General features: G+C 43.8%; 12 protein-coding genes. 7 read left to right on the top strand and 5 right to left on the bottom strand.

Features of this window, described 5'->3' with window-relative positions:
• Window positions 1-87 precede the first annotated feature (87 nt).
• Entirely contained in the window at window positions 88-2,268 is a 2,181-nt protein-coding gene (locus MKY84_RS04190; protein ID WP_342527977.1) for a DNA topoisomerase III, read from the top strand.
• A gap of 288 nt (window positions 2,269-2,556) precedes the next feature.
• On the opposite strand, the gene MKY84_RS04185 is transcribed toward MKY84_RS04190, so the two are convergent.
• Entirely contained in the window at window positions 2,557-4,398 is a 1,842-nt protein-coding gene (locus tag MKY84_RS04185) for a sodium:proton antiporter (protein ID WP_342527973.1), read from the bottom strand.
• Window positions 4,399-4,457: 59 nt separating this feature from the next.
• On the opposite strand from MKY84_RS04185, the gene MKY84_RS04180 reads away from it, so the two are divergent.
• From MKY84_RS04180 to MKY84_RS04170, 3 genes are all read left to right on the top strand, one after another.
• Window positions 4,458-5,423, top strand: coding sequence for a hypothetical protein (locus tag MKY84_RS04180; RefSeq protein ID WP_342527971.1), 966 nt, complete (start codon window positions 4,458-4,460; stop codon window positions 5,421-5,423).
• Window positions 5,424-5,475: 52 nt separating this feature from the next.
• Window positions 5,476-5,658, top strand: a complete 183-nt coding sequence (locus MKY84_RS04175; protein WP_342527969.1) for an SE1832 family protein — start codon at window positions 5,476-5,478, stop codon at window positions 5,656-5,658.
• Window positions 5,659-6,133: 475 nt separating this feature from the next.
• Window positions 6,134-7,711 (top strand): ABC-F family ATP-binding cassette domain-containing protein, encoded by a 1,578-nt coding sequence (locus MKY84_RS04170; RefSeq protein ID WP_342527966.1) that lies wholly within the window; start codon window positions 6,134-6,136, stop codon window positions 7,709-7,711.
• A gap of 196 nt (window positions 7,712-7,907) precedes the next feature.
• Here the strand turns inward: MKY84_RS04170 and MKY84_RS04165 are convergent, their stop codons facing one another.
• Together MKY84_RS04165 and MKY84_RS04160 are read right to left on the bottom strand one after the other, a co-directional pair.
• Complete coding sequence (locus MKY84_RS04165; RefSeq protein WP_342527964.1) at window positions 7,908-8,450, bottom strand: RNA polymerase sigma factor; 543 nt, start codon at window positions 8,448-8,450, stop codon at window positions 7,908-7,910.
• 120 nt (window positions 8,451-8,570) lie between these two features.
• A complete protein-coding gene (locus MKY84_RS04160; protein ID WP_342528849.1) occupies window positions 8,571-9,839 on the bottom strand; it encodes a CNNM domain-containing protein in 1,269 nt (422 codons plus the stop codon).
• Window positions 9,840-9,990: 151 nt separating this feature from the next.
• Here MKY84_RS04160 and MKY84_RS04155 point away from each other — a divergent pair, with 151 nt between their 5' ends.
• A complete protein-coding gene (locus tag MKY84_RS04155; RefSeq protein WP_342527962.1) occupies window positions 9,991-11,385 on the top strand; it encodes a dipeptidase in 1,395 nt (464 codons plus the stop codon).
• Between the two features lie 67 nt (window positions 11,386-11,452).
• On the opposite strand, the gene MKY84_RS04150 is transcribed toward MKY84_RS04155, so the two are convergent.
• Window positions 11,453-12,007 (bottom strand): nitroreductase, encoded by a 555-nt coding sequence (locus MKY84_RS04150; protein WP_342527960.1) that lies wholly within the window; start codon window positions 12,005-12,007, stop codon window positions 11,453-11,455.
• 95 nt (window positions 12,008-12,102) lie between these two features.
• Between MKY84_RS04150 and MKY84_RS04145 the strand changes: the two genes are divergently transcribed.
• Both MKY84_RS04145 and MKY84_RS04140 read left to right on the top strand, forming a co-directional pair.
• Complete coding sequence (locus MKY84_RS04145; RefSeq protein ID WP_342527958.1) at window positions 12,103-12,675, top strand: glycerol-3-phosphate acyltransferase; 573 nt, start codon at window positions 12,103-12,105, stop codon at window positions 12,673-12,675.
• A gap of 82 nt (window positions 12,676-12,757) precedes the next feature.
• The gene (locus tag MKY84_RS04140) at window positions 12,758-13,603 is read left to right on the top strand and encodes a DegV family protein (protein ID WP_342527955.1); all 846 of its coding nucleotides are present in this window, start codon (window positions 12,758-12,760) and stop codon (window positions 13,601-13,603) included.
• A gap of 42 nt (window positions 13,604-13,645) precedes the next feature.
• Here MKY84_RS04140 and MKY84_RS04135 read toward each other — a convergent pair whose 3' ends face one another.
• Window positions 13,646-14,377, bottom strand: a complete 732-nt coding sequence (locus tag MKY84_RS04135) for a glycerophosphodiester phosphodiesterase (protein WP_342527953.1) — start codon at window positions 14,375-14,377, stop codon at window positions 13,646-13,648.
• Window positions 14,378-14,379: the final 2 nt, after the last annotated feature.

Raw genomic sequence — 14,379 nt, 5'->3', positions numbered from 1 at the left:
TCTTTCTCACTCACTCCTCTAAGTATACGACATGAGGTCAAGCCTCTGATATGGTAAGATAGGGACACATGAAGGAGAGATTACCGTATGAAAAAAGTAGTTTTAGCAGAAAAACCATCTGTTGCCCGTGACATCGCGCGTGTCCTAAAGTGCACGAAAAAAGGAAACGGCTTTTTAGAAGGTGACAAGTATATCGTCACGTGGGCGCTCGGCCATTTGGTCACACTTGCAGACCCTGAGACCTATGACACCAAATACAAGTCGTGGAATTTAGAAGACCTCCCTATGATGCCGGAAAAATTGAAATTGACGGTCATTCGTCAATCCAGCAAGCAATTTTACGCAGTCAAATCTCAACTAGAACGAAAAGACGTTGATGGCTGGATCATCGCAACCGATGCCGGGCGTGAAGGTGAGCTCGTTGCACGGTGGATATTTGCGAAGGTCAACGGAAAAAAGCCGACTCAACGTTTATGGATTTCTTCTGTCACCGACAAAGCCATCAAAGATGGTTTTGCCAAGCTCCAACCTGGTCAAAAATACGAAAATCTTTTCCACGCCGCAGTCGCTCGTTCTGAAGCAGACTGGTATGTGGGCCTGAATGCAACACGTGCCCTTACTACACGCTTTAATGCACAACTTTCAGCCGGGCGGGTACAGACACCGACTGTCGCTATTATTGCCGCTCGAGAAGAAGAGATTAAAAAGTTTACTCCAAAAACGTATTACGGCATACAAGCTATGACAAAAGAGGGCTTGACCCTGACTTGGCGTGACGCGAAATCTGGAGCAAGCCGATCATTTGATGCAGCTAAAATCACACAGCTCGTGGATGCTGCAGAATCGAAAGAAGCCATCATTTCCTCACTTGATGTGAAGAAAAAGAAAACGTATTCTCCTGCTCTTTATGACTTAACAGAACTTCAACGAGATGCCAACAAGCGCTATGGCTTCTCCGCCAAGGAAACCCTGAGCACCATGCAAAAGCTTTATGAGCAGCACAAAGTATTGACGTACCCAAGAACAGATTCACGCTACCTGTCTAGCGATATCGTGCCGACACTTTCTGAACGCTTGAAAGCTTGTGCCGTTAGCGATTACCGTTCGGTGGCCAATAAGATTTTAACTAAACCAATTAAAGCCTCAAGTTCATTTGTAAACGATGCCAAAGTATCGGATCATCACGCCATTATCCCAACTGAAGAAACGGTCAATCTGAGTGCTATGAATGATAAAGAACGAAAAATCTATGACCTTGTCGTTAAACGCTTCTTAGCTGTCTTACTTCCAGCTCATGAATTTGAGCAATTAACAGTTGTCACAAAAGTGGGCCCAGAAGAGTTCGTCGCTAAAGGAAAGACAGTTCTTCAAGAAGGCTGGCATGAAGTGATGCATTTGCAAGATGAGGATGACGAGGATGTAGCGGAACAACGTCTACCAAAACTCGAAAAGGGTCAGAAACTCACAATTGATTACGTGCGCCAAACGTCTGGACAAACAAAGCCTCCTGCACGTTTTACAGAGGCAACTTTATTAAGTGCCATGGAAAATCCATCTGGTTACTTAGAAGATTCGTCCAAACAATTAGCGGAAACCTTAAAGAAAACTGGTGGACTGGGAACAGTAGCCACTCGCGCAGATATCATTGAAAAGTTGTTCAACTCTTTCTTAATTGAGAAACGCGGAAAAGATCTGCACGTGACGTCTAAAGGCAAGCAACTTCTAGACCTGGTCCCTTCAGACCTTCGTTCTCCAGAGATGACTGCTGAATGGGAAACTCAACTAGAAGCTATAGCGACAGGCAAAAAGAAAAAAGATGTTTTTATTACAGAAATGAAGAAGTATACAGTTAAGATTGTCCAAGAAATCAAGTCTAGTGATGCCAAGTTCAAGCATGACAATGTCTCTTCTAAAACTTGTCCGGATTGCGGGAAACCAATGCTTGAAGTCAATGGGAAGAAAGGCAAGATGCTTGTCTGCCAAGACCGTGAGTGTGGGCATCGCAAAAACGTCTCCCGTGTGACAAACGCTCGCTGTCCACAGTGTAAAAAGAAACTTGAACTGCGTGGCGAAGGCGATGGACAGATTTTCGTGTGTAAGTGCGGACACCGTGAAAAGTTATCTGCATTCGAAGCACGTCGTAAGCAACAAGGCACGGGCAAAGCCGATAAGCGCAGTGTCCAGAAATTCATGAAAGAACAACAACAAGATGAGCCTGTCAACAATGCTTTGGCGGAAGCGTTAAAAGGTTTAAAGTTCGATAAATAGTTGAAAAAATAAGAGGTTCAGACAAAATGAAATCAGCAAGTTCTCTAGGGTGCATTCCAGAGAACTTGCTGATTTTTTGTGTATATTGAGTTCCGTTCCGGGGCTGCGTTCCGTGGGCGCGCCGTGAGCCTCCTCGTCGCAAGCTCCTGCGGGGTCTCACGTTCCGACTTTTGATCCCACTGGAGTCAGCCCCTACACTCCACTCAACTTTCTAACCAATAGAGTTCTATTACCATATTATTTCCCGATCTCTTACAATGAGTTCCATTTCATAGGCACGCCTGATGTTTATGTCGTTTCCGAACGAGCCTGCTCCACTTTTCTATGCGCTTTTTCCATTTCCTTGACCGGTGGCGCTAGAGAAACGATGGTGTCTCCTGTTTTTAAAGTAAGCTTTCGCTTAGGTGCCCAAAACAGCACTGCTCCATCTTCTCGTTTGATGTAGAGGATCAAACTTTCTTCAGGACGGGTCGCCAAGTATTCTTCTTCTGAGAACTTCTCTGTCAGAGTTGTTTTGCGAATAATATGTCCACGTGCAATACGATTTGCCAAAGTAGTAATATCAGCGCTCTCATCGAACAAGACGATGCCCCCTAGAGAAGGATGATAATCTTCTTTATCCGCACGATAAGGAGCCGTTTGGAACAACATTTCCCGACCGATTTCAGGAACAAAGTTGGAGGTGATGAGTGCGTTATAAGCATCTGTCTCTGTGGCTGCAATCATCACGGGATAAGGGGCAAAGTCTAGAGTGTATTCGGTCTGCTCCGACAAAATATCCCCACGATACGTAGGTACATCCAATTTTCTTGCAAAGCGAAGGTGCTCCCACGTATTATCTACAATCAGTGTTTCTACCCCATCGTTTTTCAACGACTCACCCAGTTTGGCACTAAACTCATTTCCTCCCACAATCAACACTCCTGGTCGATCCGAAGCTGCGAGGTCAAGCTTTTTCGCCAACCAGCCAATTGAAAAACCATGAAAAACAACAGTGGAAAATACTAACGCAAATGTTAACGCTGTTAGAATATCGGCATCTTCATAGCCATTTTCCGTAAGAACCCCCGCAAAATAACCCGATACCGTCAACGCCACAATTCCTCTTGGTGCAATCCACCCAATGAGCGTTTTTTCCTTCCAATGAAGATCTGTTCCAATCGTTGCTAGCCAAATCGATAAAGGGCGAACAACAAATAGCATAGCCGCTACAAATAATAAGATTCCCCAGTCAAAGATAGCTAGTAGCGTTTCTCGTTGTAGGGATGCCGTCAGCATTACAAAAATTGTTGAAATCAATAAGACTGAAATGTTTTCTTTAAAATGGCGAATATCGTTGATGGATGCGATGTGCATGTTTGCCATCATAATACCCATAGCTGTTACAGCTAACAACCCTGTCTCATGCATGATTATATCTGAACCGACGAACACAAGAAGCACGACAGCAAATAGCATTGGCGCCTTTAAATACTCGGGCACCATCCCTCGCTCCATCATCTTCCCTTGTCCCCAGCCTGCCCCAATCCCCAGTAGCGTTGCAAATATAGACGCTCCAAAGAATAACAAAAAGGCTTCCAGAGTAATGGTGCCTCCAGCGAATTTGATAAATTCATAGGCGAAAACGGCAAGGAGCGCTCCAAATGGATCCACGACAATGCCTTCCCATTTCAAGATAGCAGCTGGTCGTGCCTTTAATTTCGCCTGTCGCAGAAGCGGCAAAATAACTGTTGGGCCTGTGACTATAAACAGTCCTCCAATTATAAAAGCCACTTCTAGTGACAACCCAGCGAGGAAATGAGCTGCAAGTGAGCCAGCAATCCACGCAATAAATGCTCCGAGTGTAACAATTCGGGTCAACGGTTTGCTAAATGTTCGTACTTCTCGGAAGTCTAGGTTCAAACTTCCTTCAAACAAAATAATAGCGACTGCGAGTGAAATCAGTGGATTGAACAAGTCACCAAGACTTGCTTCCGGATTGATAAGTCCAAACACAGGGCCCACTAGTAAACCCACAATCGACATGATAACAATCGCCGGCATGCGAAAACGCCAGGCAATCCACTGCGAGAAAATACCTAAAAAGATAATGACCATTAATACAACTAGTAAAGAATCCAAGATCCTCACTCTCCTTTCGCATAGTTTTTAAATTTCTTCATAGAGTGAAGTATAGAGGAAAAAGGAGGATGAACGCTATAAAAATTGCCTATTTACTAGATCCATCTACAGAAATGGCTGGATATGCCCTTCGTCGTGCGCGTGAATTCCAAAACACCTGGCCACAAGCCGTTCAACTCTTTATGAAGCAAAAACACCCTGACGTCGATGCCACACTTTATACAACCCAACCTGAGCTCTACAATCTACTAGCTGCTTATCAACCAAACCTGACAATTCGTGATGCAGGTCGCTCTACGCCAGAAGATATACGCTTCATGCACCAGCTGGGAAGTCGTGTAGCCGTTATCGACGATTCGGGTGATGGGGCTTTAGTCGCCGACTATCAACTGCAAACTTTATATACGGAAGAAGCCGACTACTTGCCCATGGATGTACGGAAAGGTCTCGATGCCTATATTCCGATCTCCTACACCCCTTCTCCACCACAGATCAGCAAAACTAAACGCATAGTCATACTGTTTCCAGAAAAAGATCCTGACAATCTTACCCACCGTGTGTTGCGTCATCTCACGCAGCTTCATGTTCCGCTCGAAGTGGACGTCGTGATCCACCCGTCTTATCAGCACGACCGCTTTACCCTGCAGTCATTCATATTACAACGGAAGCATTTGCAGCTCATCGAGACCGCAGACTATCTTCCTTATTTAGAACGTGCCGATCTTGCTATCACCTCGAGTGCCCATATGCCTTACCTCTGCGTGCAGACTGCGACACCTGCCGTGCTGTTAGCCGAATCAAAACGAGAAGTCAGCTATCGTTTTGGCGATGAGATTCCTGCGTTCACTCATCTTGGCCTTGGTCGAAAAGTGAAGCAGTCCGCTCTACAAAACGCCATTATGGAAGTCGTGTTACATGAAGGCTTGCTGCTGAAGAAGAAAAAACAACTTGAAGCACTAGCAGAAACCTTAAATCCAGCAGCTATTATACAGGAGTTGAAGGCTTTAGCTGAATTACGAGAATTCACATCTTGATACGACCTGTGGTAAACTAGACGATAGTTTGTCACGTAAAGGAAGTAATCAGATGACGAAGCATGAGCTTGAACAACAAATCGCTGAACTGAAGATGGATTATGTACGCCTTCAAGGCGACATGGAAAAGCTCGAGTCAACCGGACATCCGGCGATGCTCGAAAAAGCAGAACTGCGCCTAGCAGCGATGGAAGTCCAGTTACAGGAATTGAACGCAGCGCTCGCTAAGTTATAATTAGCGGGCGTCTTTTGCGTTAAGATGCGGAAGGCGTTTGATCAGAAATGCCGATGGAATCTGGCGTGCCCATAGAGGCTCTCTCTGCCTCTATGGGTGCGACTGATTTTTGAGTGTATTTCTAACGCCTGGAGCTCGATTGCGTTAAGATGCGGAAGGCGTTTGATCAGAAATGCCGATGGAATCTGGCGTGCCCATAGAGGCTCTCTCTGCCTCTATGGGTGCGACTGATTTTTGAGTGTATTTCTAACGCCTGGAGCTCGATTGCGTTAAGATGCGGAAGGCGTTTGATCAGAAATGCCGATGGAATCTGGCGTGCCCATAGAGGCTCTCTCTGCCTCTATGGGTGCGACTGATTTTTGAGTGTATTTCTAACGCCTGGAGCTCGATTGCGTTAAGATGCGGAAGGCGTTTGATCAGAAATAAACATACTAATATTTATTTAAATTTATATAGTAGGGATCGAGGAATAACAATGGGCTTATTAACAGTAGATAATTTAGGACACTCCTTTGGAGATCGCACACTTTTCAAAGACGTATCGTTCCGTTTAGTCGAAGGCGAACACGTCGGGCTAGTCGGTGCTAACGGCGTCGGAAAATCCACCATGATGTCAATCATCACAGGTGAACTTGTACACGATGCAGGACGCGTAGAATGGCTTCCTGGCACTCATTATGGCTATTTAGATCAACACACTCGCTTACAGCCAGGACGCTCCATGATGGATACACTTCGCGATGCGTATCTGCCGCTTTATGAAAAGGAAGCTAAGATGAATGACATCGGCATGCAGATGGCTGAGGCTTCTCCTGAGGAACTTGAAACCCTTTTGGATGAGATGTCAGAAATCCAAGATGCTTTAGATGCTGGTGATTTTTATACACTTGATATGAAAATCGAAGAAGTGGCACGGGGACTTGGACTGGACGCAATCGGTCTGGACAAACGCGTAGATGCTCTATCTGGAGGACAACGCACTAAGGTACTTCTTGCTAAGCTATTGCTTGAAAAACCAAAAGTATTGCTTCTCGATGAGCCAACCAACTACTTGGACGAAGAGCACGTCTCTTGGCTAGCCAACTATTTAAAAAATTACCCACATGCTTTCATGCTAATTTCGCATGATACTGAATTTATGAATACCGTGACGGACGTTATCTTCCACTTGGAATTCTCTAAGCTCACACGCTATACAGCAACGTACGAGAAATTTATCGAACTTGCCGAGTTACACAAACGTCAGCATATCGACGCTTATGAAAAACAGCAAGATTACATTAAAAAAACCGAACAATTCATCGCTAAAAACAAGGCTCGTTACTCAACAACCGGCCGTGCAAAATCACGCCAAAAACAACTGGACCGTATCGAACGCATCGACCGTCCAGAAACAGCGCAAGAAGCGCAGTTTAGCTTTAAAGAATCACGAGGATCAAGTCGATTTGTTATTGAGGCCGATCATTTAGTGATTGGCTACGACAAACCTCTACTTCCTCCTTTAACATTCACAATTGAACGTGGTGAGAAGATTGCTTTGGTCGGAATGAATGGCGTCGGGAAATCGACACTTCTTAAAACGATGCTTGGTAAAGTGCCATCTTTGGATGGCAAATTGAGTCGAGGTGACTTTTTGATTCCTGCGTACTTTGAACAAGAAGTCAAAGCAGGCAATATGACGCCAATCGATGATGTTTGGGGAACGTTCCCAAGTATGGATCAAAACCAAGTCCGTGCAGCTCTTGCCCGCACAGGCCTGAAAAACGACCATATCTCACGCCCTCTTTCTAGCTTAAGTGGTGGTGAGCAAGCGAAGGTTCGACTATGTAAACTGATGCTTGATGAAAGTAACTGGATGTTGTTCGATGAGCCAACCAATCACTTGGATGTTCAAGCAAAAGCAGAATTAAAACGTGCTATGCAAGAATATAAAGGTACCATCGTGCTGGTTTCACATGAACCAGACTTCTATGAAGGCCTTGTTACAAAAGTGTGGAATGTTGAAGAATGGTTCTCGACAGGTGAAGAGTTTGTAGAAGAACGTTCAGAATAAATCGCAAAAAATCCCGAGACCTCATCGTCTCGGGATTTTTTTAAGGTACCTGTGCACCGCACTATTCAACACAATTTGCATAAATGAAGGAGCAACCTTGATGCATCAAGGTTGCTCCTTCATATTTATGGAATTGTAGTGAATAAACTGAATTGTGCAGTGCACAGGTACCTAAAAGGAAAAATATTACATCTAATTAAGCAAGCAACATTTCCGCAGATTCTGCGTCATTTAAGATAAGCTCACGTAAACGCTGCTTCGCTCGGAACAGACGAGATTTAACCGTACCAATAGATACTTTCATCATCTCGGCAATTTCAACAAGCGACAACTGCTTCACGTAAAAGTAAAAGACTGTTTTGCTATAGATTGTATCCAGCTCACCAAGTTTCTTTTGGATCAATTCACTTACATCTGCTTTCGCTAATTGATCTTCAATAGGTAATGTATCGGCTGCAATCAAATCCAAGATGGATACGTCTAACTGATCGGGTTGAATCACTACATGTTTGCTGCGGCGAACGTCTTTACGGTATTTATCACGGAACGTGTTCATTGTAATAGTCGTCAACCACGCTTTTACATGATCCACATTTTCTAAATACGATTCATAGCGTACAACTTTCATCCAAACATCTTGCATGAGGTCTTCAGCTTCTGCTTGGTTTTTTGTAAGCTTTAAGCACAGATAATAAATTGAGCGATTGTGTTGTTCATATACGGTTTCAATCTTGGTCATGATTGTTCCCCTCCGGTTCGTTTCTTCGTACCCTTATCTTCTCAAACTCCTTCCTTACGAACCATCGAGTCTTCTTTCATCTTCATTACACTTATGTAATTTAAAAAAACCTGGCACGCGCTAGGCGCGAACCAGGTCTTCTTCAGTAGATTCGGTTTGATCTGTTAATTTTGTTACCGTCAATTTCACAATTCGGTTTCGGTCCATCTCGTTCACTTCAAAATGCAAGTTCTCAAAAACAACCTTTTCCCCTTCATCTGGTACATGCCCAAGCAATTCCATGATGAAGCCACCAATTGTTTCATTTTCAGTTTCAATAGACATTTCCATTAAGTTGTTAAAGTCTTCGATCTCAAATCGTGCGGCACAGATAAGACGGTCTGCTGTATGTTCATACACAAGCGGTTGTTCATCTTCATCTGTCTCATCCTCGATTTCTTGGCCAATCATTTCTTCGATAATATCTTCGTGTGTGACAATACCAAGCGTTCCGCCGTACTCATCCAACACGATAGCCATATGCTTTTTCTTAGCAAGCATTTGTTTGTATACTTTTTCTACACTTAATGACTTCACGACGAACAAGGGCTCTAAGTCAACGAACTCTTCAAGAGCGCGCTCTGGGTTCATCGTCCATTCAATGAAACGCTTCGTGTAGAACATCCCAATGATTTCATCCATGCTATCTTCATAGACAGGAAAACGCGTGTAACGATTATCTAATATGATGGAACGAACTTCTTCAAAAGAAGCCGTTGTTGGTATACCCACGATTTCTGTCCGGTGCGTCTCTAAAACATCTTCCACGTCCTTGTGAGGGAAGTCGAGCACCCCTTTTAACCGCTCAGATTCTTCTTCTCTGAATGTACCTTCTGTCGAGGCAATATCAACCATTGAGCGAAGTTCTTCTTTAGTCATCGTTGCTTCCTTCACAGCACCTTTTGACAAGATACGAATAAAGATATTCGTTAACTGGCCTAATATGAAAGTGATGGGACGCAACACTTGAACGAGCGCTCCTATGATAGGTGATACAAGATAAGCGATTCGGTCTGAGAAAGTAACAGCAATCGTTTTTGGCAATACTTCACCAAAGATAATAATCATTACAGTTAGAACAGCTGTTGCGATAGCAATGTCCCAACCATAAGTTAACGCGATGATCGTTAAGATTGTCGGCATCGTAATATTTACGATGTTGTTCCCGATCAAGATTGTTGTGATCATCCGGTCCGGCTTTGATAGAAGCATTAATAATTTTTGAGACGCGCGGTCCCCTTGCTCCGCTCTCAGCTGGACCTTCATCCTATTGACTGCGGTTAACGCAGTTTCACTGCCGGAAAAGAAAAACGACAGGACTAAACAGATGCCTAAATAGACAAATTCCATTGGTGTATTGTTCCCCCTAGTATAGTAACGCTCAAAATTTTCGATAGAGCCATCATACCATAATTCAACCCTATCTTGCATTTCAAGCTCTCCTTTTCTGAAAGTTTGCTATACTTAATCGTAGATTCTTATTTCAAGAAAGAGGGATACTATGCATTCAACTGAACTTGATCACTACTTCGCACAACACCGTGAAAAGCACTTAGCCGAACTGAAAGAATTTTTAGCAATCGCTAGCATTTCTTCTTTATCGGAACATAAAGAAGATATGCAAAAAGGAGCCGATTGGTTGGCTCAAGCAATGACAAAAGCAGGTCTTGAGAACGTTAAGATCGATGCTACGGCTGGTCATCCTGTCGTATATGGCGATTGGCTGCATGCACCAGGTAAGCCGACCATCTTGATGTATGGTCACTACGATGTTCAACCTGTTGATCCCCTTCACCTATGGGAAACTGCTCCATTTGAAGCAACGATTCGCGATGAGAAAATTTTTGCACGTGGCGCAAGTGATGATAAGGGCCAGGTCTATATGCACGTTAAAGCCGTAGAGGCGCTACTCCAACAAACTGGGGAGCTTCCTATCAACATTAAATTTTTGATTGAAGGCGAAGAAGAAATTGGTAGTCCTAACTTAGATGCTTACGTCGAAGAAAATAAAGAGGCTCTTTCAGCAGATGTGATTGTGATCTCTGATACAGGCATGCAAGGTCCTGGCCAACCTGCTGTTTGTTATGGCTTACGTGGGCTTGCTGGTATTCAAGTAAATATTAAAGGCGCAAAAGGCGATCTACACTCTGGTCTTTACGGAGGGGGCGTCCAAAACGCTCTACATGCTATCGTTGAACTACTTGCCTCTTTCCGCGATAAAGAAGGAACGATTCAAGTAGAAGGATTTTATGACAACGTGCGTCCTCTTGAAGAAGACGAGCGTCAAGCTTATGCAGCTTTAGACTTTGACGAAGAGGCTCTTAAAGAGGAGTTGCAAGTGCCTGCTCTCTTCGGAGAAAAGGGCTTCACACATTTAGAGCGTGTATGGGCTCGTCCAACCCTTGAAATCAACGGCGTATTCGGAGGGTTCTCAGGCGAAGGAATCAAGACAGTCTTACCAAACGAAGCTGGCGCAAAAATCACATGCCGACTAGTGCCTGACCAAGATCCTGATGAAATTGTTGCGAAACTGAAAGCGCATGTTGAAGCCAACAAACCTGAAGGCGTTGAAGTAACTGTCTCTGAGTTTGATAAAGGGAAGCCTTTCATTACGCCATATGATCATCCAGCTATCCAGACTGCTGGAGCTAGCTATGAAGCCGTTTATAACGTACCTACTGCTTATGTACGTGGCGGAGGCTCTATTCCAATCGTGGCGGCATTCGATGAAATTTTAGGATTGCCGGTCGTGTTAATGGGCTTTGGCTTATCAACAGAAAACTTCCATGCACCGAATGAGCATTTCCATTTAGAGAATTTCGATAAAGGGTTGCGCGTCATCGGGAATTATTATGAGCAGATGGCTAAATTTACGCTTGAAGAGCTTAAGAAATAAACAATTTAAATCTAATTGCAAAAAAGCCGAACTCGTCTAGACAACGAATTCGGCTTTTTTCAATTACTTACTCGAAAAATTCTAAAATATCTTCAGCCGGTTTACGTGGCTTAGCTTTAGGCGCTTCATCAAAATACCCAAACTGCAGCATACTAATAATGCGCTCACCAGGCTTCACGCCAAGTGTTGAGCGGAATTTCGGATTGTCTATAAAAGGTGGTGTTTTCCAGCAAGACCCGATGCCCATTTCCCAAGCTGCTAATTGCATGTTTTGAATCATAGCACTCGCTGCACCAAAGTCTTCCATGCGTTCTTTCTGACGTGCATCTTCTGGCACTACTATAAATAAAACAGCGCCGGGTTGCATAAATTTAGTTAAAGCACTGTTCAGCTCGTCTTCGCTCATGTCACGCCACTTCGGTACGGCTACCTCTTTGATGGCTTCTAGCATACGATCCATAGATTCTCCGACAGCACCTACTAATCGCCAAGGTTCACGAGTTCCATGGTTAGGAGCCCAAGTTCCTGCCTCTACTATTTCTTTCATTTGTTCTTTCGATACTGCTTGTCCGTTAAATTTTTTAATTGATCGTCTTGTTTCAATAGCTTCACGTACGTTCATCTTGCATCACTCCTTCTCCATCTTATTGTATCAAATTCCAAAGCTCGATAGCCACATGGTACACTGAATAATAATACCTTCGAGGGAGACTTTCTATGATTCAGTTAGGCTATTGGCTACTCAGCTATTTAATTGGTACAGTGCTGACCGCATGGTTCGTAGGCAAATGGAAAGGCGTCGACTTGAGAGACCATGAAAGTGGCAATCTCGGAGCACGCAATGCAGGTACAGTGCTCGGCAAAGATGCATTCATTGTGACATTTTTAGGCGACGCTGGGAAAGGCGCACTCATCGTCTGGCTTGGCCACCAGCTCAATCTCTCACTGGTTTCAGTTGCCATAGGGGCTATCGCGGTAACACTCGGTCACCTCTTCCCCATTTGGTTAAAGGGGCGAGGCGGTAAAGGAATCGCTACCTTTATAGGAGTGGCTTTAGCATTTCACCCTATTTCCTTCTTAGCTGTCATCGCCGTGATGTTGATTGGACTTGCCTTAACAAAAAGCGCTACACTTTCCATGAATCTTGCTTTTCCTGCCTATGCAGTAGCTCTATTTTTTGAAAATGTTATATTCGGCTTCCTATTTTTATTGCTCGTCATCATTATCCTATGGCGCCATCGATTTGATACAAAAGAGTCCTTGGACGAAGCATGGTGGCACTCTAAATAAATTGAATTTTTGATTTATAGACCCACTTCTCATGGTATACTTATTATTCATAGAATACTATTAAAGGAAGTGTCCAGTTACAATGACAAAAATTGCATGGGTTACAGATAGCAGTGTTTTTCCTTCAGAGAAATTAAGAAACCATCCAGATGTTCATATTGTGCCATTGACGATTCATTTTGATAATGAAATTTTTCAAGACGGTGTGACCATTTCAAAATCGGAAGTTTACGATCGCTTAGCTAAAGATAAGGAAAAAGCTAAAACATCACAACCTCCAGCTGGTGAGTTTGCAAAGCTGTATGAAGAGTTGAAAGAATCGTACGATGAAATTATCGCCGTTCACTTATCCAATGAACTGAGCGGTACCTTTGCTTCTTCTAAAAGTGGCGCAGAAATCGCTGAAGTAGACGTCCATTTAGTGGATTCACATTCGCTTTCAGCAGGTATAACAGGACTACTCGAACACGGCATTGGCTTACAAGAACAAGGTCACACAGCTGAAGAAATCGCCGATGCACTTCGTGCGAGAGTAAAAGATTTTGAAAACTACATCTTAATTGGAAGTCTTGATCAACTTTACCGTGGTGGTCGCTTAAGTAGTGCACAGTTTTATTTAGGCAATCTCTTAAAGATCAAGCCTATCATCCACATTGCTCCAAATGGTAAGTTAAATGAAGGTGAAAAAGTACGGTCGATGAAGAAGGCTAAACAAGCGCTTCTTGATAAAGTGGCTGCCTCTTCTGAGAAGCACACTATTAAGAAGATTTATTTAATGCACGGTAATTGCGCAGAAGAAGCCAATGAGTTTGCTGCTTCCCTTCGCACTGTTGCGCCAAACAGTGAAATCATCGTGGATGATATTAGCACAGTGCTGGCAGTTCACGCAGGCCAAGGCACACTTGCAACGCTTTGGTACAACGATTAATTTCGATAGGTACAACTACAAAATCAGTATCTTCTCTAGTATTTATTCCAGAGAAGATACTGATTTTTGTTGAATAAAACGTTCTGGGTAGTCCGTAAAAATAGCTTCCACTCCTGCTTGTGCAAGAAGATCTGCGTAGGATTCATCATTCACAGTAAAGGCACGTATCGGAATTCCCGCAGCCTTAAGCTCTTGTCCCATTTGACGAAGAGCTGTTGGAAACAAGACGTGGGCAGCAGATGCAGACAGTTTCTTCAAGTAGTCCGGAAAATCGACCATCACTTCCATCGTCAGACAGCCTGTTTGGATATGTGGATATTCACTGGAAAGATAACGCACTACTTCATGATCAAATGAGGAAAGAATGGCCCGCTCTTCCAGCTCCATGAATTGAACAAGCGCCATGACCTTGTCTGCCATGCCCGGATAAGGAAAAATATCCGACTTCAATTCAATGTTCAGGATATGCTGGGTTTCAGTAAAAAGCTCCAGAACTTCAGAAAGAAATGGTATACGTTCGCCCTCAAATCGCGACCCCTTCCAACTCCCTGCATCCAGTAGACGCAGCTGATCGATTGTCATGTCCTTTACAAAGCCTGTCCCATCAGTTGTCCGGTCAACAAGTTCATCGTGGATGACAACGAGCTCACCGTCTTTCGTTAAGTGAACGTCCAGTTCAATCCCTTCAATTGGCAATTCACTTGCCGCTCGGAATGCTGCTAACGTGTTCTCTGGGTAAGCGCCCGAACAACCTCTGTGTGCAAAAATTTTCATTG

Origin of the sequence: Chryseomicrobium sp. FSL W7-1435 (assembly GCF_038595005.1) — a bacterium.
Taxonomy (GTDB): Bacteria; Bacillota; Bacilli; order Bacillales_A; family Planococcaceae; genus Chryseomicrobium.
This window is presented reverse-complemented; position numbering and strand designations above follow the sequence as displayed.

What these genes read in the sequence shown, in the direction of transcription:
- MKY84_RS04190 (WP_342527977.1), top strand. Translation starts at nt 88, where the DNA reads ATGAAAAAAGTAGTTTTAGCAGAAAAACCATCTGTTGCCCGTGACATC.
- MKY84_RS04165 (WP_342527964.1), bottom strand. Translation starts at nt 8,450, where the DNA reads ATGACCAAGATTGAAACCGTATATGAACAACACAATCGCTCAATTTAT.
- MKY84_RS04140 (WP_342527955.1), top strand. Translation starts at nt 12,758, where the DNA reads ATGACAAAAATTGCATGGGTTACAGATAGCAGTGTTTTTCCTTCAGAG.
- MKY84_RS04155 (WP_342527962.1), top strand. Translation starts at nt 9,991, where the DNA reads ATGCATTCAACTGAACTTGATCACTACTTCGCACAACACCGTGAAAAG.
- MKY84_RS04180 (WP_342527971.1), top strand. Translation starts at nt 4,458, where the DNA reads ATGAACGCTATAAAAATTGCCTATTTACTAGATCCATCTACAGAAATG.
- MKY84_RS04145 (WP_342527958.1), top strand. Translation starts at nt 12,103, where the DNA reads ATGATTCAGTTAGGCTATTGGCTACTCAGCTATTTAATTGGTACAGTG.
- MKY84_RS04175 (WP_342527969.1), top strand. Translation starts at nt 5,476, where the DNA reads ATGACGAAGCATGAGCTTGAACAACAAATCGCTGAACTGAAGATGGAT.
- MKY84_RS04150 (WP_342527960.1), bottom strand. Translation starts at nt 12,007, where the DNA reads ATGAACGTACGTGAAGCTATTGAAACAAGACGATCAATTAAAAAATTT.
- MKY84_RS04160 (WP_342528849.1), bottom strand. Translation starts at nt 9,839, where the DNA reads ATGGAATTTGTCTATTTAGGCATCTGTTTAGTCCTGTCGTTTTTCTTT.
- MKY84_RS04135 (WP_342527953.1), bottom strand. Translation starts at nt 14,377, where the DNA reads ATGAAAATTTTTGCACACAGAGGTTGTTCGGGCGCTTACCCAGAGAAC.
- MKY84_RS04170 (WP_342527966.1), top strand. Translation starts at nt 6,134, where the DNA reads ATGGGCTTATTAACAGTAGATAATTTAGGACACTCCTTTGGAGATCGC.